The sequence below is a fragment of the Chryseobacterium sp. genome (assembly GCF_022869225.1).
GTDB lineage: Bacteria > Bacteroidota > Bacteroidia > Flavobacteriales > Weeksellaceae > Chryseobacterium.
The window spans coordinates 428,071-447,904 of record NZ_JALIHL010000001.1; the positions used below are offsets into that span (position 1 = coordinate 428,071).

The following is a 19,834-nucleotide window of genomic DNA, read 5'->3' on the forward strand; positions in this document are numbered from 1 at the left end:
TAAGAGAATTTATAATAATTCTTCTGTAAATTGTCATATACATTTATTAATTTAAGTCTATAACTCTGAAAATCAACAGCTGGATTAGATATGAAATAAGAAAAAATTTAAATGATAGTTTCTAATTATATTCCCATAATTATCTTTTACTAAAACCTGACGTAATGCTATGCCATTTGATCCGGATAAATCTTTTCTAAAAATAGTACCGTCCGAAAAAGGCAGTCCATCATTTGAGTAATTAAAATATATAACCCCATCAGGAAAGATAATTTTTGACAGTAATTTTTCCATATTAACAATATCCCCCATATATCTCTCATAGGCTGGTAAACTTTCCGGTAAATCAGCAATAGGATCAAGTTCACGTGAAATATCAATATTAGCCTTTTCAGTAATTGTTTTTTCCTGATAGGAATATTGTTTGGCATATTCAAATAAAATTTTCTTATTATTTATCGTCTTTATACTATCTATCTGATATAATGTCTCTGAACCTGATCCGGTATCACCGGGAATTCCTGAATTTACAAGTGTTGAATTTTTTAAACTTAGGAAATAAGAGGTTCCGTCCGTATTGACGACTTTAATATTTTTTTTATTATTGGTGCCTGTAATCAGAAGATCCTCGTGGGGAATAGTATATCCTGTATCATTATTAAAAATAAAACTTCCTCCTCCAAAAGGCAGTGAGTAATTAAAGATGTCAGGTCTTGTATCATATACACCTCCATAATGATCATCTATCATCTGACGAATATCATTATCATACATCCCGACACTTCTGATATTAGCATTAACCACATTAATATCTTTAGTATACATCAAAGACTTTTTATCATCTTTATCCATGATATTCTGGCTGATACTACTGGGAATATTCAATGACCAGCCCAGACCGGTTGTACTTGCAACCTCATTTAATTTTATTCCTCCTGTATTATAAGAAAGTGAAACCGGAATACTGACTCCATCTACAATTACCGTGTAAAAAGGGATATTGATGTTTGCTTTTCCCCTAAACATATCAACAGCCAGTTTCCCCACCTTATCCATTGCATATGCATTTGCTGATGTTGGAAAAGCGACTATATTTTTCTTTTGTATGCTGTTATTATTGACCTGGGCAGAGGTAAAACTACCACTAAGCATAAGTATGCCACCCACAATTAATCTGTATATTTTTTTCATGTTTATTTCTTAATCATTTTAGCATTCGCCGTTTTATTCGTATCCGTTTTTATCGTTACCAGGTAAGCACCCTGAATCAAAGGCTGGGTATTGATTTTGGTTACCGTATTTTTAGTTTTCAGATGCTGAACCTGCCTTCCGCTCATGTCATAAACTACAATCTCCGCTTCCTTAAACTCAAAGCCGATTTCCACATAAGCATAGTCGGATACAGGATTCGGATAGATTTTGATGTCGTATTTCTGGATCAGATCTTTCACCTGCTTATCACCCAGCTTCACGATCTTCCAGTTCTCTTTGCCCAGTTCTTCGGCGCTGGTACCGGCCAATATAATAGAACCGTCCCTGTTCAGCCTGATATCTGAAAGTCTCTCTTCTCTTCGTCTTGAGTCTCCATTCACATGTTTTCTCCACTGTTCATTACCGTTTCCGTCTATATACAGCATCCAGAAGGTTTCATCATCTTTTTCTATTCTGCCTTCGGCCTGAGTATAACCGCCCAACAATATTCCTTTGGTGATGTCTTGATTCTTGATTCCTGGATCTTGACTCTGTATTACACTCATTCCCATCAAAATATCGCGGTTCTTAAAATTGTAGGATTTCTGCCACTGCTCGTCGCCTCTTTCATTCAGTGAGATCAGCCAGAGGTCTGTACCTTCTTCGATGCCTACGGTTTTATTGCCGGATCTTTCGGATCGGGACTCTCCACCGATAATGAAACCGTTTGAGGTTAAAGCGAGGGTTCTGATATGGTCATCGCCTTTGCCGCCGAAGTTCTTTTCCCATTCTACTTTCCCGGTCTTATCCAGTTTTACGATCCAGTAGTCGCCTTCACCGAAATTGCTGCTGGCTTTTGGCATTGGGCTAATGGCTGCTGAGGAAGCAGGCTTTTCAGCCGAAACAGGATTAGTCGCTGCTGATTGAGAATTACTCATGTAAGCGCCGCTTCTGGAATAGATGCCCAATAAAGCACCGCCGTCTTTCGTGGGAATCATCTTTTCGACTTCATCCAGCCCTCTTCCGCCTAAGATCAGCTGGGAAAGTTCTTTGCCGTCTTTGTCAAGCCGGATGATCCATACATCTTTGGAACCGTAGCCTTTAGATGAGTTTTGCACATTCCCTGCTACAAAGAATCCTAAGTCTGTAGTTTGGATTACCGCTCTGGATTCTTCGTCCGATGAAGTTCCAAGCGTTCTCTGCCACAGCTCATCTCCGAATTCATTGATTCTTATCAGCCAGATATCTGATCCGCCTCTGGATTCTTCTTTTTTATCGAGCCCTTTCCCCGAATAGGAAGTTCCCGCAACAAGAAATCCTCCTTCCCGGGTGGTAACGGCAGCGGATAAGTAATCATGGTTCTGGCCGGAGAAGTATTTTTCCCAGACTTCTTCACCCTGCTGGTTCAGTTTTACAAGATGGTAGTCGTAACCGTTGTTTTGCTTACTTCCAGCCTCAGGCTTCCCGCTTCTTGACTGTATACAGCTTCCGGTGATTAAATACTGCTGGTCTATGGTCGTGGTCACCTGGCTTAGGAAATCCTGTGTGGAAGACCTGATATCTTTCTGCCAGATCACTTCCTGGGCAGACAGGCCGAAAAATGCGTATAAGGTACATACACAGAGATACATTTTTTTCATGTCAGTGTTTAATTTGAGTTATTATTGATTTTTAATTTGGTTGCAAAAATATTGCTTTTAGTTCACAACAAAAAGATTTATTATTTTAATTTAATATAAAATTCACTATGATTTTTTAAATATTAATATTTACTGACACAAAAGTAACTGGATAAAGCGACAGAACATGTCGTATTTTAAAGGTAAATTCTTTACATCAATCCGATAACAAATAAAAAAAGGCCACTCTTTCGAGTGGCCTTTCATTTCTTAAATGATTTTATCGATAGATTACGACATTATCCTTTTTAAGCTGATAGCCGCTTTTCTTGTAAGGAACGAGTACATAACCCTCTTTTTTCCAAGCTTTTGCTTTTCCTGGTCTGGTAAGAATTATGCTTCCATTCTCTGCATCTTTAACGAACACCTCAGCTTTTTTCATGTCTTTGCTGAAGATCACGGCTGCCATTGAAGTAGAACTTCCTTTTGGAGCCACCTCCGTTAACTTGATTTTCTGTTCAAAAACTCTTACGCAGTCTCTCTTAATCTGAGAATACGTATATCCTGCTGATCCGATACATCCGTGAGCATCTCTGTCACCCCCTAACATCGGTTTTTCCTGTGCGAACACTAAAGAACCAAGGAACATTGCGCTAAGTAAAATTGTTTTTTTCATGTTTGTTGTATTGTTATGATAGCTACCGAGGTATTATTAAAAACCATGCCAAAGGACCAACAAAACACATTCCTGTGAAAAACTTTTACTTCCTTATTTTGTCCAGTTAATTTTTGAATGTTTCACCTCATCAGAGTTGGTTCCGATCATAATATCGAAGTCTCCTGATTCCCAGTCATATTTCAGATCTCCATTATAGAATTTCAGATTTTCAGGACTAATAGCAAAGGTTACTTTTTTCGATTCTCCTTTTTTCAAAAATACTTTTTGGAACCCTTTCAATTCTTTAACCGGTCTTGTAATACTTCCTACAAAATCCCTGATATACAACTGAACGACTTCTGCCCCGTCATAATTCCCGTTGTTCGTTATTGTTACCGAGGCCTGAATGGTTTGATTTCCTTTTGGATTGGCATTGGAAACACTGATATCTGAATAATTGAACTTGGTATAGCTCAGTCCGTACCCAAAAGGATACAGCGGTGTATTGCACTCATCCATATAATTGGAACGGAATCTTTGATATTCGCATTTATCAACCAGTTTCTGATCCAGAGGGCGTCCTGTATTTTTAGCATTATAATAGATCGGAACCTGCCCCAGGCTTCTTGGGAATGTCATCGGAAGCTTTCCTGAAGGGTTTACTTTTCCAAAAAGAACATCTGCAATGGCATTTCCTGCTTCTGATCCCGGGAACCACGCATTCAAAATAGCATCAGGCGTATCCTTTACATTGGTCAATGCTAATGGTCGTCCTGTGAAAAGTACCATTGCGATTGGTTTTCCTGTCTTTTTCAATTCGTTCAACAAATCAACCTGAGACTGAGGAATGGTAATTTCTGATCTTGATGAAGATTCACCGCTCATCTCAGCAGATTCACCAATAGCCAAAACAATAACGTCTGCTTTATTGGCAATATCAACAGCTTCTTTCAGTAATTCTTCTTTAGAACGGCTATCTCTATCGGTTTTCTTACCATGGGCAGCATAGATCTCTTCTAATTTTGCATCATAATCGATATTGGCACCTTTTGCGGAAAGGAATTTTACTTCTTTACCATAATTCGCCTGAAGCCCCTGCACCAGATTAACAGAAATGGCGTGCTTGGTAGCTACGCTCCAGGTTCCTGCCATATTCATCGAGTTGTTCACCAATGGGCCGATTACCGCAACAGTTCCTGATTTTTTCAATGGCAGCACCTGGTTTTCATTTTTCATTAAAACCATTGACTGGGCCGCAACATTTCTTGCAATATTACGGTTTTCCATATTGTACACTTCTTTTGCTGCCAATTTTGCATCTCCATGCTTGTATGGATTATCGAATAGGCCCAGATCATATTTTGCTTCAAGAATTCTTCTCGCTGCCATATCGATTTCAGCCTGGGTAACCTTTCCTTCGGACAGGGATTTTTTTAAGGTTGTTAAAAAGCCCTCTCCTACCATATCCATATCCACCCCTGCTTTTAAAGCCAGGGCAGAAACCTGCTGAAGGTCTCCCATTCCGTGGTCAACCATTTCATTGATCCCGGTATAATCTGTTACTACAAAACCTTTGAATTTCCATTGGTTTCTCAATACCTCGGTCTGAAGCCATCTGTTCCCTGTAGCAGGAACTCCGTCCACTTCATTAAAAGAGGCCATCACCGAAGCTACTCCGGCATCTACAGCCGCTTTGTAAGGAGGGAAATACTCATTGAACATTCTTACATGGCTCATATCAACGGTATTATAATCTTTACCCGATTCGCCGGCTCCGTATAATGCAAAATGCTTTACACAGGCCAATATACTGGTCCCGTTGGCCAGGTCTTTCCCCTGGTAACCGTAGACCATATTTTTTGAAATTTCACTTCCTAAGTACGGATCTTCTCCGGAACCTTCGGAAACTCTTCCCCATCTTGGCTCACGGGAAATGTCCACCATCGGAGAGAAGGTCCAGTTGATTCCGTCTGAAGCGGCTTCTCTTGCGGCTACTTTCGCAGACTGCTGTACCAGATTCATATCCCATGATGATGCTAATCCTAATGGAATAGGAAACGTAGTTTCGTAGCCATGAATAACATCCATTCCGAAAATCATCGGGATTTTTAAACGGCTTTTCTCAACGGCTACTTTCTGAACGGCTTTAATTTTATCAGCTCCCTTTATATTGAACAATCCGCCTACCAATCCTTGCTCTACTTTTTTTCCAATATCGGAACTTTGAGCCATTCCGGTCGTAAAATCTCCGGAAGTCGGCAGGTTGAGCTGGCCGATTTTCTCATCCAATGTCATTTTAGATAACAAATGATCTACAAAGGCTTTCTTTTTTGCCTGATATTGGGCTGTCTGATAAGACTGTACGGGTTTATCCACCATTTCCTGCGCCGAGAATACCGGCGAAAGAGCTAAGGCAGCGAGTACGATTAGTTTTTTCATAAATCTAACTTCTTATTGTTCTATTTTATTTAACGTTAAAACGTTATTTTTAACTGATTCCGTATAATGGGCCTGTTTTATTGTCTCTCAAAAGGACAATACCCAAAAATAGGGAAATTATTCTACAATCTTAATGTTTATCACCTTAAATACGGATTAATTTACCTTAAGATTGACCCGGAAAGGAAAATCTCGGATTTATTTATTTTTTTTCTTTGACAGCATCCATTCATACAGCTGAGGATTTGAATAGGCCGAATCCCAGGAATTATGATTATCATTCGGGAAAATCACCAATTCTGCCGCAGGATTGACAGGATGCAGCTTTTGGTAAAATTTAAAAGCATTCTCGGGCAAAACGACATCATCCATTCCGCCATGAAAAATTTTCATATTCAAATCTTTATATTGCTGAATATTAGCAGTCATTACCTGATCTGTCGGGGCACAGACTGATACGACAGCAGCAAACATTTCCGGATGTTCCATGGCCAGCTTCAGCGTTCCCCAGCCTCCCATGGAAAGTCCCGTAAGGTAAATCCTGGACGCATCAATTTTATATTTTTTCTGAATCTCTTTGATCAAATGGTAAACCGTAACGGTATCCCACCAGGTATCTGCAGGACATTGCGGTGCAAGGATAGCAACCGGTTCCTTGATCAGTTCTTTATAGGTAAACGGGCTGTGTGCCTTTACCATTTCCAGATTATTTCCTCTTTCCCCTGAACCGTGGAGGAATACAATCAAAGGAACATTTCCTTTGGTTTTTTGCGGATAATCCAGAATATAGGATATTTTTTCGGCTCTCTTAATTTCTTTGTTAAGCTCGGCTTTTACCTCCTGCGCGTTCAGCGATAATGAAAACGGAAGGAGTAAAAAAGGAACATGTTTTAATTTTAATTTCATATTGTAATTTAGGGGCTGGCTAGAGTTATTTTTTAATTTTTAGTTTGTTGGAAACGCAAAGGCGCAAAGCTTTGTTTATTTTTCCATCCTGTTTTAAGGTCCAAGAAAATCAAAGATTTTCAGAGGTGATGCCGCTATAAATTACCTATTGAAAACTATAATTCTTATCAGAGGCAAACCCTGCGGCCTAACAAGTTGTTGTCAGTATTATCCTTTCGGGCCTTTGCGTTTCAACATTTATCCTTTCGGGATCATTTTATTGTATTCCGTACTTCGGAGACTGAAAGCTTAATTTTTTCAAGCCCTGCTGAATTTCCGGAGCATTCATAAACAGTTTCCACAGGAATCCTGATCTGTAGTTTTCTATCATCGGGGCTATTGTCCCCTGATCAATTGCAAGATATCTCGGGGTGAACCAATTGTTGTAATTGATCGAAGTAGCATCGTATGGCCCGGCCGTTCCAATAAACTCAGGTTTCTGGGTATAGATAAACCTTAGAAAAGCCATTGATTCTTTTGGAGTGTATGGAAAACTGCTTAGAGCAGCTGTCGGAGTGATGACTCCATTATCATGGGTTGGCATATGAGCCGTATAGCCTGTGGTTCCGTCTTCATTTCTGGTATAACCGGCCGTCAATCCCCAATAGTCCGGACCATAGCCCTTCCATTGTTTTGGATTTTCCACACAGTATTGATAATCGATAAGGGTCTGATTTTTATTGATATCAAAATAATTTTTAATCAGTTTATCTGATAATCCGGTCGGATCAAGACCTATGTATGAATATTGGGACCAAAAAAGCGGACCTCCGTATTCTTCGGCATAGTTATGTTTTACGTAAAGGGGTAATCCGTATTTTGTTTTCTCTGTGAGATAGGTTCCGTTTCTCGTCCAGCCCTTATAATATGTTTCCGCGTCAATGGAATAGGTAGGTGACGAGGCTGCCAAAATATACGTGATCAGACATTCATTATATCCTTCCAGAGGAAAATTCATTTCCCACTGGTATTCCGGTGACCAGTGCCAGTACAATACTTTTTCACCTCCTTTGGTATACCAGTTCCATTGGATTCCCTTCCACAGCTCATCACATTTTGCCGCCAAAGCTTTTTCTTCAGCATTTCCGTTTTTAAAATATTCACGGACCATGAGAATTCCTGAAGTAAGGAATGCCGTCTCTACCAGGTCTCCTCCGTTATCTTTCTTACCAAAAGGGACCGTTTTTCCGGTTTCACCATTGATCCAGTGAGACCAGGCTCCTTTATGGCGATCTGCCCTGGCTAAGAAATCCATGATATGACTCAGTCTTTTCACAGCTTCTTTTCTTGGAACAAAGCCTCTTTCTACTCCCACAAGAATAGTGGCCAGTCCAAATCCTGAACCTCCGGTGGTAATAACATGTTTGTCATTATCAGGGTAAATATTGTCTTCATGGTAACGTTCTCTTCCCAACATCGAATGAGGCTCAGCATAATCCCAGAAATATTTCAGGGCATCTTTCTGCACTCTATCCATCAGCTGTTCATCCGTAATATTGCTTTTTACAGCTTCAGTTTTTCCAATTTCCTGTTTCGCAATGGGAGCATTTTTACAGGAATAGACAAAGAATAAAGAGGTGATAGCAATTGATAATACGTTCCTTTTCATGAGATCTCTTTTTATAGGGGTCTAAAAGAAGAGGAGAACTTTCATTCTCCTCTAAAGTTTATTAATTAAATTTAATAGCCAGGGTTTTGAGCTGACAATCCACCTGCTTCCATAATAAAGTCTTGCGGAAGCGGGAATAATTCATGTTTTCCAACGATAAATTTCTTATTCCCGTCTGCAGCCATTGCCGCCTGAGCCTGTCCTGTTCTCACAAGGTCAAACCATCTGTCGTGCTCGAAAGCAAGCTCCAGTCTTCTTTGTTTCCAGATATCTAATCTTACATCTGCCTGAGAAGATGCAGGAGTATTCCCGATATTCGCTCTGTTTCTTACTTGATTCAGGAAAGGAATCGCTGCAGAAGTTTGTCCCAGTTCGTTCATTGCTTCAGCTCTGATTAACAATACCTCGGCATATCTCAAATAGCGAATGTTTACATCTGTTGAAGCCTGATCTCTGTAGTTCGAAGAATAAGCTTTATAATTATAGAATTTATTTTCTGTATTTGGACCTACATAATATCCGTCATATAATGTCATATCTCTATGGATAATTGTAGCATCCCTTCTTGTATCTGCTGCAGAGTAAGCGTCATACAGCCCTTGAGTAGGTGTAGCAAATCCCCAGCCCCAACCGGTAGTCCCTCTGGCTCCCTGAACCTGGCTGTATTGTTGAATTGCTCTTCCTGCTGTTCCGCCACTACCATTAATTTCGAAGATGGATTCAGCATTATTTTCTCCTGACACTTTATAAATCTCCTGGAATACAGGGGTCAATGAATAACCTGTCACTAAATTAGTTTCATCTACAGCCAGCTGCCATTTCTTCTGATATAGATAGACCTTAGCTAAAAGTGCATGGGCTGCTCCTTTTGTAGCTCTTTGTCCTCCGGTTCCAGATGGCAAAACTGCTGCTGCCTCTTTAAGGTCTTTTTCTATAAATGCATAAATTTCCTCTTTACTTTTTCTGGTAAGCGTCATCAGTTTATCTGCTTCAACTCCTGTTACCGGAACGTGGTCTACCAAAGGAACTCCTCCAAAAGATCTCACTAAAGTAAAATACATGAATGCTCTTAAAAATTTGGCTTCACCGGTTAACCTTTCCCGTAATTGCGGATCAGCTTTATCTAACTGAGGAAGGTATTTCAATGCCTGATTACATCTATTAATCCCTTGATAATTAGAAGCAAATAATTCTTTGAACGATGGCGTTGCTGCTGTAAAGGTCAAAGCATCTAAAATATCTTTATCTGAACCGGAATCACTTGCACTAGAGCCTTTGTCCGCATCATCAGAAACAATTGACGTCACCCCGATCCAGGCAAACGTACTCATATTCCAGTCTAAAAACTTGGCATAAATAGCGGTAACCAAATTATTTGCCCCTTCATCATTGTTGTAAATTTCACCAAGCGCAGACTCAGGAATTGCTTCTGTAGGGGATACATCTATAAAATCATTACTGCAACTTTGGTTAACAGCTCCTACAATCAAAAATGCCGCTGCTATGATATATTTTTTGTTCATTTTTTTAAAAGTTTAGGTTAACACCAAATACAAAAGATCTCAATGTAGGATAAGCATCCAACTCTACTCCTGCACGTTTATAGGGATCTCCTTCGGCAGTAGAATCTGCAGGATTATATCCTGATAATTCAGAAGAGTATCCTGAATATTTCTGGAACACAAAAGGATTAATCGCACTTACATACAATTTAATTGATTTCACGTAATCTGTTAAATTCTTAAAGGTATATCCTACCGAAATATTATTGATTCTGAAGTAATCTCCGCTTTCTAAGATAGAATGTTGATGCAATTGGAATATTTGCAGGATTTACAGGATTCGCGGCGTTAGTGTTTGTTGGTGTCCAGAAATTATTAGCTACAGAAGCCTCAACATTTTCACCGCCACTTCTCTGTGCTTTTTTACCGTTATATACTTTAAATCCGAAAGCTCCGTAACCATTAAGCGCGAAATCCCAGTTTTGATAGGACATGGAGATATTCACCCCTAATGTTGATTTTGGTATATAAGAATCAAAAAAACGTCTGTCTCCTCCGTCCGTTACGCCATTACCATTCAAATCTTTAAATTTCAGATTTCCTTTTTCATCATAACCGTCTGCTTCATACAGATAAAAACTACCCAAAGCATACCCTACTGCCGAAGCATTGAAAAGTTTGGTATCCACTCCGTTACCAAGATTTCCTCCTACTATTTGGGAAACCGGCTTAGAAAGATCTATGCTGGCAAGCGTGTTTTTATTATAAGAATAGTTGGCACCTATTGAATAAGTAAAATCTTCACCTATTTTATCAGCCCAGTTTAAGCTTACCTCAGCTCCTTTATTCACCACACTTCCCATATGAGAATAATTCACATCAGAAATCCCGGTTGCCAAATATGGTACAACCCCCAAAATAAGATTTTTTGTCTTTCTGTTATAAATATCGAAAGTACCGGTTAATCTCTTGTCCAAGATACCAAAATCCAAGCCTAGAGAAGATTCTTCTGTAACCTCCCATCCTAAATCCGGATCATAACCTTTGTTGACAGTAACTCCGTTACTTACAGGAGAGCTTCCAAAAGCATAATTGTAGCTAGCTCCCATTGAAAGTGGTAAATAATTCAGAGGTACATTCTGATTACCGATTTTACCCCATCCTCCTCTAACCTTCAACAGATCAAAGAATCCGTCTTTCAGAAAGTTTTCTTCGGAAATGATCCAACCTGCACCAAACGCCGGGAATGTACCCCATTTATTACCAGCAGCAAACTGAGAAGAACCATCTCTTCTGATCGTTCCGCTCAATAAATAACGGTTCATAAATTTATATTGGAATCTTCCGAAATAAGAAATTGTTGTATTCCTGTTTCCTTTAATGGATTCAATAGCCTTTGTATCATTGTCACTGTATAAATTACCGTAGTAATCTACTTTATCAAGGTTCCAGTAGTCTTGTGAAACAGGAACATCTTTTCTGTTAATGATTAAAGTCTCCAGACCGTTCTTTACGGAAGCTTCTGTACCAGCAACAACTTCAATATCATGGTTGTCAATTTTCTTGGTATAGGTCAAATAATTATTAAGTACCCAGTTATAATAGTTTTGACTTTTATTGGTTAATCTCGTTTTTGGAGAGGTAGCTGAATAAAGATTTTCAGTTCTCATCGGATCACTATCCAACCAGAAAGCCTTAGAGTTTACAAAATTATAGTATTTATAATTGCCGTATTCTCCACTAAACTGAGAAGTAAATTTTAAATCTTTAACAATATCCACATCTAATTTCAAACCACCCTGCAACAAGAAATTTTTCCCTTTCTGGTTGTCATAAGCAAGCTGCATTACAGGGTTCGCTACATTATTAAACCTTCCTCCCTCATAACTGATATCACCGCTAGCTTTATTAATAATTGGCTGGCCGTATTTTCCATTTGGATAATATACAGGGACTAATGGTGATTGTTTATAAGCATTGGTAAAAGCCCCGAATGATTTAGGAGTATCATTGGTAAAAGTAGCACTTAAAGTCTGAGCCAGCCTGATCCCTTTAGTAATTCTAAATTCGTTATTAGTTCTTACTGTTGTTCTGTTATAATCAGTTCCTTTAAGAATAGACTGTTCATCATAATTACTTAAACTTAAAAAGTATTTTGCAACTTCAGAAGATCCGGAAATGGATAAGTTATGCTGGTTGTAAATCCCCGTTCTGGTAATTTCATTGAACCAATCCGTATTGTAGGGTTGATTAGGATTTAAATAATCACTTTTTGAACCTGCATTATTATAGATGGCAAATTCTGAAGCATTGGCCATCTTGATCGTCTTTAACGGACTTCTAAATCCAACTAATCCGTCATAGGAAACGCTTAATTTGCCCCTACCTGATTTTGTGGTAATAATGATAACCCCATTGGCAGCTCTGTTACCATAAATCGCCAATGCAGCAGCATCTTTCAGCACATCATATGTCAGAATGTCATTGGAGTTGATGTTATTAATATTATCAGTAAACATTCCATCTACTACATATAAGGGAGTTCTTCCCCCCAATACTGTCCCCAGACCTCTGATCATTACGGTAGGAGTAGAGCCTGGTGCATCAGAAGCTATAACCTGTACCCCTGCAGCTTTACCCTGAATGGCCTGCGAAGCATTTAAAACCTTTGTTTTGGTTACTTCTTCCGCACTGATCGAGCTGACAGATGTGGTGTTATCTACTTTTTTACGGCTTCCGTATCCAATCATTACGACCTCGTCAATCTTCTGGACTTTGGCAGAATCCTTGGTAACCTGTGCATCTACATTCATACCGAAGTATAAAACTGCGATGAGGCATGAATACTTTAAATTGCCTTGTTTCATATAGTTTCAATTTTATTCGTACAATCAATTTTCGAAAATTCTCTTTTTTAGAAGAAGTGTATATTCTCAAAAAAAGACATTATTCAAAAATATAAAAAAAAACGAATAATGTTAATATATCTTAAAAATTTAAAAACACCTGTTTTTTATTAGGCAGAAAACATGAAACAATTAGAATTTATGAATTTAATCTCAAGACAACTGCCGATTTACTATCATTTCACCAATGATAAAATCAATATTTTTTTGAAATAATTCACCAAATGCGTATCCTGAATTAATATTTTGTTAATATGATAATAGTATTTACCTTTGGTGCAGTTTTTGAGAAACCAACAAAAAAGATCAATGAAAAAATATATTGTTGCAGCGGCTATCTTAATCGGAACCGGCGCAGTTATTACCACTACAGTACAATCCTGTACTACCCTGGCGACATCCGATATGGGACTTTCTATTATTAAAAGAATGCTACTCAACGGAATTGATAAAGGAATGGGAGTCTATGCTAACAAAGAGGCCTTTCTACAGAATAATATGGTAGACAAGGCGCTTCCTAAAGAGCTGAGAGACATCAATGCTATGCTTGAGAAAATAGCCCCATCATTAGTTGCTAAGGAAAGAGATTATATCGCACAGGCGGCAGCGTATACTGTTACGACCTCCAGGCCGATATTACAGGGTGCCGTCAACAGCTTAAATGCACAGGACGTAACGAGGATTATCCAGGGAACTACGGCAACGCAGATCCTGAAAGAAAAAACATCTCAGCAGCTTGTGGCAGCCATTGCCCCAAAGGTAGATGAGAAACTGAATGAATACGGAATCGTTAAGACCATCAACACGGCTTTATCAGGAAGCAATTTTCTGGGAAGTCTTTTAGGAGGAAACAACAACACAGTAAATGCAGGCGGGCTTAGCCAGCTGGCTTCAGAACAACTGGTCAACGGACTATTCAATATTATCGAAGACTATGAACATCAGAACTCCAAATCCCTGCTGGGACCATTTGGAAAATAGAAAAATTTTCACTATATTTATATTATTAAGAATTGCAGATGGATATATTACAAGGAAATCAACACGCAAGTCCCGAAGATTTTTATGAATCTTTAAAGGAAAAACTGGAAGATCATCACGATTTTCCGGAGGATTATTTATTTAAATTTATTATTCCTACAGACCAGTCAAAACTTACTGAGATATACAGGGTTTTTGATGGGATTAAATTTACATTGGGAAACCGCGAAAGCAAAAATGGAAGATATACAGCCTGCAATATTAATGCATTTGTGCTAGATGCGAATCAGGTAGTGAATATTTATAAAGAAGTAGCCAAGATAGAAGGCGTTATTCTATTGTAAAAATTTAAAAGCTGTCTCACAAGGCAGCTTTTCTTGTTTATATCATCCGTATATTAAGCAAGCATTTATTTCATAATTTTATTTTGAAGCTCACTCAATTCACTAGATTTAGAGTTCACAGCTGGATACATTTCTTTCTTTTTAGCCCATTTTACTTCCATCTGGTAAAAAGTTTCCGGAGCAGTTATTTGCCCCTTTATCGCATCATCAATAAATAACTTCCAACGTTGGAAGTACAGAGATCCCAATAATCCATTCCATTCTTTGTGAGCATAATCACGCAAAGGTGTTTCAGGACTATTCTCTGGTCCCCAAAAGGTAATCTGTGATTTAGCATTATACAATATATTTTCAGTATCATCCGCCAGCGACTTCCCAAAATCACAAGCCTGTTTTAACCAACGATTTAGTGTAAAATACCTACTATTCCCTGTTAATTGATCCTGCATAATAATCATTTGCAAAAATTTGTTTCCTGCCTGTTTTATTTTTTGAGGATTTTTTTCGTTGATTGATTTCAGCAGGTCATCATAAGTTTCTTGCCCTTTGTTCGCCAACACCTGTCTAAGAAAGTCTACTTTATCAGTAAAATAGGTCTCTGAATTCATAAATTCCCGGTCTGCCCGAAGGAAAAGCTGTACGGCCTTTTTAAAACGTTGCTGATCATAATTTCTTGTTCGGGTTCCCCATGAAGATACCGATTCAATCTCCAGTGACGGGCGGGCACAATAGATGCTCTCTGACGGACCTTCCTGATTGACATTGGGGCTACTATATATTGTCTGTGCAAACTCTTTCCAAGCTTCAAAAATAAACTGATTGTATTTCCCGTAACGGTATTCTGTATAATGTTTCAACCAAATATTGAGATCAGGTTTTGTCTCATACCAAGCCAAATCCAACATAAGATCATAGGCTACTGGATTATTATAAATACCCTCCGGAATTATCCCAACACCTTTAAGATTTTTGCTAAATTCACTATCTTTAATTCTAAAAGGCTCATCAATAAAACGTTGCAACTTACCATACAAACCACTTTTATCACCAAAATTACTCACATTAGACCATATAAAATCTGTCCCATTATAAGTTTTGCGTTTTTCCCAATTATTGGTATTTTCGCCGAAGAGTTCAATAATTAATGTATTTTCTTTATTTAAGCCACTTAATAATTCATTCGAAGGGTTATTCTGCCACCCTTGTAACACCCATGTACTGTTCGGATAATTCTTAAGCATAGCAGACTGAATATCTTCTGCAGCCTTTTTTATATTAATACCTCCTGTACTTCCCCCTTCATGAAAGGGCTCGCCACCAAAATAATGAACACGATCACCATAAAGCTTTTTTATTTCATTATAGTAGATATCGGCAATTCTTGCAAAGGTGTCAGTAGTAGGATCTAAAATAATTGGCCGCCTGAATGCTACCCATTTCCCCTGGTCTATAAGTTTAGCTGTGGGGATTTTTTCTTTCAAGGATTGGGGCACCATACCATAGAACCCTTGCAATATAGGTTCTATTCCCAGCTCACTCATCCGTTTTAGAATCTTTCTCTGGAGATCAGCCTGTTGTTGTACCAATTTAATACTTACAGGTCCTCCCCAACCGTCCAGATTCCCCATCAACCACCAGGCAGTATAGGCAGGACCAGCGATGAAGGCCCTTGCTTCGGCATCAGTATATCCTATATGTATCAATGTATTGTACCAGATAAGTTCTGTACCTACCGGTGCTAGCATTATATTGACTCCATTAAGTGCCATCCAGTCTAGTTCCTTTTCCCAATCTTCCCAAGTATAAAAGCTGTAAGAATAATTGATTGTACAATAATTAAGCGCATATCGATATGTGATAAATGATTTTTTCTTTACAGGGGTATTAATCACAGGCAGCTGATCCAGATTTTTCACATTATTTCCAAGATGGGAAATACTTTGATGCGCATAATATTTTACATACCAGTCTAATCCACGGGATGCTGCACTCACAGAAGAAGCTGAGATTTTCAACCTATTGTTTTCTGTCTGAAGAATAAATACATCTTTGTGATTTTCCAGGGGTATTTTTTTAATTATTATTTTATTCTTTAGCCACGGGAATCTCCTGTCTGCGATTTTCTGAATTGCCGAAAAATCCTGTGCCCCGGCCGATGCTCCACAAAGCAGATAAAAGAGAAACAATATCTTTTTTATTTTTAGCATAATACTATCTTATAATACTAAAATAAAAAACTTTTCTCAATATACTAAAGCAGGAATTACGAAAGAACCATATGTTTTTACTCAAACAGCTGTTACTTTTTCGCAAAAAATAATCAATTAGTATATTAAAAAACAATCAATTAAGAGATATTATTAAAAAAAGAAATTTGTATCGAAAATTAGATTTGTAAAACAAGAAAGGCTGCTTCAGATGGAAACAGCCTCTTTGTATTTAGTCTTTATTTATTATTTCTCAATAAAGAATTTCACATTTTCAATAGGTCTTCCCAGCATCGCTACTGAACCTTTTATCAAAATAGGTCTTTGTATCAGTGACGGATTTTCAGACAGTATTTTGATCCATTCATCTTCGGAAAAGTTCTTATCTGCATATTGTTCCACATACAGTTTATCTGTTTTGCGAATGATATGGAAAACGCTTTGATTAAGTTTCTTCAATACCGTTTTAATCTCCAAAACGCTTAACGGATCATCCATGATATTGATAATCTCAAAAGGTACCCCATTTTCATCCAGGTACTCCAGTACAGCATTTGATTTCGAACAGTTCCCGTTATGTAAAACCTTAACTAGCATCTTCTATTGATTTAAAATTAAACGTGCTTTCTAACAAATTTAGCAAGAATTTGACTGATCTTCTCTTAAAGGTTTGATAAATATTTGTTAAAACAAACCGTGTAATTCAGTTTCAATTTTTTCCAGAATAATTCCGAAGTCTTCCGGCTTTTCTACAAAATCAAGGTCATCCACTTCAATGATCAGCAGTTTGCCCTCTGTATAATTGGAGATCCATTTTTCATATTTCTGATTGAGCTTTGAAAGGTATTCTATACTGATGGATGCTTCATATTCACGTCCTCTTTTGTAAATTTTCTTTACAAGATTGGGTACATCAGATTTTAAATAAATTAGCAGATCCGGTGCAGACACAAAACTCTTCATTAAATCAAAAACCGATGAATAGTTGTTGAAATCCCTGTCAGAAAGGAGCTTCATATCATTCAGGTTTTCTGCAAAAATGTGTGCATCTTCATAAATGGTACGGTCCTGAATAATATTTTTGCCGCTTTCCCTGATCTCTTTTACCTGGCGGAATCTGCTTCCCAGAAAGTACACCTGCAGTGCAAAACTCCATTTGCTCATATCTGAATAAAAGTCTTCCAGATAAGGATTGTGATCTACGTCTTCAAATTGTGCATCCCATCCGTAATGCTTGGAAAGCATTGTGGTCAAAGTTGTTTTTCCTGCTCCAATGTTTCCTGTAACTGCAATATGCATATTTTTCCCTTGTATTTACTGATTAATTGATAAGTTTTTCTACCCCTTCAGTCTGAACTTCAGCTGCATCTTCAATCAATTTTTCTAAAGTATTGTCTGAAGATTTTCCTGGCAGTACTATTTCCTCCGGCTTTTTTTCCTTGTTTTCACCAGGATTTTCCAACAATGGAGGTGTTGTTTCCGGCAAAGGTTCCGTCTGTTTTTCCTGCTGGGGCTTCTTTACTTTTTCAAGGCTGTAAAGATAAAGTTTGTTCCCGTTGATTTCAAAATAAGAAAGGATGTTTTTATCCACAATTTGTGCTTCCGGATCTTCAAAAACAGTCTCCATGCCTTTCTCAGGGATATATTTCAAAATAGATGTATTGGTGATGACCAATATTACATCATTTTCCCTTCTGAATCGCTTTCCGTTTTCTACCGGAGCTTCAAATAATTTTTCAAATTTCGGGGTATAGACCCTGATGTGGTTTTTTGTTAAAATATAGACTTTATTTTCATACACCAGCATATCCATAAGATCTTCAAAACTGATATCAAAAGGATATGAATTGATGGTGGTATCATTCCTGAAATTATATTGTATCAGACGTTTTGTACTGTCATCCAATAACCATAATTGCTGCAGATCTTCTGCATAGGCCATTCTGATAAAGCCAAATTTCTGCTTAAAGTCGATTCGCTGGATCTCATTCAGATTCTGGTCGACAAATTTCATTTCCTGTGCATTTTCAGAAAACAATGGGACATTCAAAGGATTCTGTACAGACTGTACTTTATAAGGAACCGTAAGCATCATTTTCCCGATCTGCTTTCCCAGAGAATCATATTTGGTAAAGCTGAAGTCTTTATTTTTATAGATATACAGGTTTCCGTAATCATCTGCAAGCATATCTTTAGCCTCCTTTAGCTTCAAAGTGTCTAAAGGAAGTACTTTCTGCGCTGCGGATGAGCAGAAAATAAAAATCGTTATCAGATATAGTAATCTCAAATTCTTTTTACTAAGATAGCGCTCCTTGAGGAACGCTACCAATTTACATACTTTATTTTATTCTGACAGAAATTGTGATACGTCTTTTCTTACTTAATAACAACTTCATAAATCTTTGACCAGTTTTTCCCGGTCACCAGCATATTTTCTCCTTTAAAAGCAATTCCGTTCAATACGTCATCACTTCCTTTGGTATTTTGTTTAGCAATATCTGTAAAGTCAAACGTTCCCACCACTTCTCCGGTTGCCGGATTGATCTTTAAGATGATTGGTTTCTGCCATACATTGGCATAGATAAATCCATTGTGGTATTCAAGTTCATTCAACTGATCATAAGCCTGGGAGCTTCCTGCCACAGCAATATATTTGATCAGTTTTGAAGGATTGGCCGGATCAAGGAAATAAAGGAGTTTGCTTCCGTCTGATGCAATCAGGTTTTTCCCGTCATAAGTAAGTCCCCATCCTTCACCCAGTACATTTGGATAAGCAAATTCTGAAAGCAGTTTTAAAGAGCTTTTATCATAAACATATCCTTTTTTGCTCTGCCATGTCAGCTGGTATACCTTATCTCCCACGATGGTACTTCCTTCAGAAAAATCTTCCGGAGCCTGTTTGGTAGAAGCAAGGGGTGTGGTAGTTCCCAGCGTATATTTTAAGATCTGTGAAGATCCGTTTTGACCGTCACTTTCATAGATTGTATTTCCTTCGACCTGAAAGCCCTGCACAAAGTTTTTAGGATCGTGGGGATATTCCGCTACAATCTGATAGGAAATATTTTTTTCCGGAGTTTTGGCAAATACATTGATCGTTGCATCCTGGTTTAATACTTCCCCGCCTTTGGTCTTAACATTGAAAGTCACGGCATTGTCTCCTAAGGTAAAGAATTTAGGATCAATCACTAAATTAGACGTTTCTTTATCTCCAAAGCTGATGGTAACGCTTTCTGCATGATCTGTCACCTCTTTTGGAAGTTCAAGTTTATCACCAAAGTGATATCCTTTTGCTTCCATTGAATTATTATAATTGTTTAAGGTATTAAGAATCTCTTTATCGTTATTACAAGATGCCAGTAATAAAATCGCTGCGAAACCCGCTATTATATTTTTTTTCATTTACTTTCTAAATATTTCCCCAAAAATAGCAAAT

Annotated in this window: 16 protein-coding genes; 2 read left to right on the forward strand and 14 right to left on the reverse strand. The window is 38.0% G+C overall.

Annotated features, from left to right (window positions below; genetic code table 11):
• Nucleotides 1-84 precede the first annotated feature (84 nt).
• The 9 genes from MUW56_RS02145 to MUW56_RS02185 form a co-directional block, all read right to left on the reverse strand.
• A complete protein-coding gene (locus tag MUW56_RS02145) occupies nucleotides 85-1,191 on the reverse strand; it encodes a hypothetical protein (protein ID WP_292011637.1) in 1,107 nt (368 codons plus the stop codon).
• A gap of 2 nt (nucleotides 1,192-1,193) precedes the next feature.
• Nucleotides 1,194-2,831, reverse strand: a complete 1,638-nt coding sequence (locus MUW56_RS02150; protein ID WP_292011638.1) for a T9SS type A sorting domain-containing protein — start codon at nucleotides 2,829-2,831, stop codon at nucleotides 1,194-1,196.
• Nucleotides 2,832-3,090: 259 nt separating this feature from the next.
• On the reverse strand, nucleotides 3,091-3,486 hold the full coding sequence (locus MUW56_RS02155) for a hypothetical protein (RefSeq protein WP_292011639.1): 396 nt from the start codon (nucleotides 3,484-3,486) through the stop codon (nucleotides 3,091-3,093).
• Between the two features lie 93 nt (nucleotides 3,487-3,579).
• Nucleotides 3,580-5,907 carry a beta-glucosidase BglX gene (bglX, locus tag MUW56_RS02160; protein ID WP_292011640.1) on the reverse strand — a complete coding sequence of 776 codons (2,328 nt, stop codon included), beginning with the start codon at nucleotides 5,905-5,907 and terminating at the stop codon, nucleotides 3,580-3,582.
• Between the two features lie 198 nt (nucleotides 5,908-6,105).
• On the reverse strand, nucleotides 6,106-6,813 hold the full coding sequence (locus MUW56_RS02165; protein WP_292011641.1) for a prolyl oligopeptidase family serine peptidase: 708 nt from the start codon (nucleotides 6,811-6,813) through the stop codon (nucleotides 6,106-6,108).
• A 256-nt stretch (nucleotides 6,814-7,069) separates the two neighbouring features.
• Nucleotides 7,070-8,461, reverse strand: a complete 1,392-nt coding sequence (locus MUW56_RS02170; RefSeq protein WP_292011642.1) for a glucoamylase family protein — start codon at nucleotides 8,459-8,461, stop codon at nucleotides 7,070-7,072.
• Nucleotides 8,462-8,532: 71 nt separating this feature from the next.
• Entirely contained in the window at nucleotides 8,533-9,984 is a 1,452-nt protein-coding gene (locus MUW56_RS02175) for a RagB/SusD family nutrient uptake outer membrane protein (protein ID WP_292011643.1), read from the reverse strand.
• 4 nt (nucleotides 9,985-9,988) lie between these two features.
• Nucleotides 9,989-10,186, reverse strand: a complete 198-nt coding sequence (locus tag MUW56_RS02180) for a hypothetical protein (RefSeq protein ID WP_292011644.1) — start codon at nucleotides 10,184-10,186, stop codon at nucleotides 9,989-9,991.
• Nucleotides 10,187-10,226: 40 nt separating this feature from the next.
• Nucleotides 10,227-12,830, reverse strand: a complete 2,604-nt coding sequence (locus MUW56_RS02185) for a SusC/RagA family TonB-linked outer membrane protein (protein ID WP_292011645.1) — start codon at nucleotides 12,828-12,830, stop codon at nucleotides 10,227-10,229.
• Between the two features lie 348 nt (nucleotides 12,831-13,178).
• Between MUW56_RS02185 and MUW56_RS02190 the strand changes: the two genes are divergently transcribed.
• On the forward strand, nucleotides 13,179-13,850 hold the full coding sequence (locus MUW56_RS02190) for a DUF4197 family protein (protein ID WP_292011646.1): 672 nt from the start codon (nucleotides 13,179-13,181) through the stop codon (nucleotides 13,848-13,850).
• Between the two features lie 38 nt (nucleotides 13,851-13,888).
• Complete coding sequence (locus MUW56_RS02195) at nucleotides 13,889-14,194, forward strand: DUF493 family protein (RefSeq protein ID WP_292011647.1); 306 nt, start codon at nucleotides 13,889-13,891, stop codon at nucleotides 14,192-14,194.
• Between the two features lie 65 nt (nucleotides 14,195-14,259).
• Here the strand turns inward: MUW56_RS02195 and MUW56_RS02200 are convergent, their stop codons facing one another.
• From MUW56_RS02200 to MUW56_RS02220, 5 genes are all read right to left on the reverse strand, one after another.
• The gene (locus MUW56_RS02200) at nucleotides 14,260-16,401 is read right to left on the reverse strand and encodes an alpha-N-acetylglucosaminidase (RefSeq protein ID WP_292011648.1); all 2,142 of its coding nucleotides are present in this window, start codon (nucleotides 16,399-16,401) and stop codon (nucleotides 14,260-14,262) included.
• A gap of 246 nt (nucleotides 16,402-16,647) precedes the next feature.
• Entirely contained in the window at nucleotides 16,648-16,998 is a 351-nt protein-coding gene (locus MUW56_RS02205) for an ArsC/Spx/MgsR family protein (RefSeq protein ID WP_292011649.1), read from the reverse strand.
• Between the two features lie 87 nt (nucleotides 16,999-17,085).
• Nucleotides 17,086-17,700: a deoxynucleoside kinase gene (locus tag MUW56_RS02210; RefSeq protein WP_292011650.1), complete on the reverse strand. Its 615-nt coding sequence runs from the start codon at nucleotides 17,698-17,700 to the stop codon at nucleotides 17,086-17,088.
• Nucleotides 17,701-17,722: 22 nt separating this feature from the next.
• Nucleotides 17,723-18,688 carry a hypothetical protein gene (locus MUW56_RS02215; RefSeq protein WP_292011651.1) on the reverse strand — a complete coding sequence of 322 codons (966 nt, stop codon included), beginning with the start codon at nucleotides 18,686-18,688 and terminating at the stop codon, nucleotides 17,723-17,725.
• Between the two features lie 89 nt (nucleotides 18,689-18,777).
• Nucleotides 18,778-19,800, reverse strand: coding sequence for a glutaminyl-peptide cyclotransferase (locus MUW56_RS02220; RefSeq protein ID WP_292011652.1), 1,023 nt, complete (start codon nucleotides 19,798-19,800; stop codon nucleotides 18,778-18,780).
• Nucleotides 19,801-19,834 lie beyond the last annotated feature (34 nt).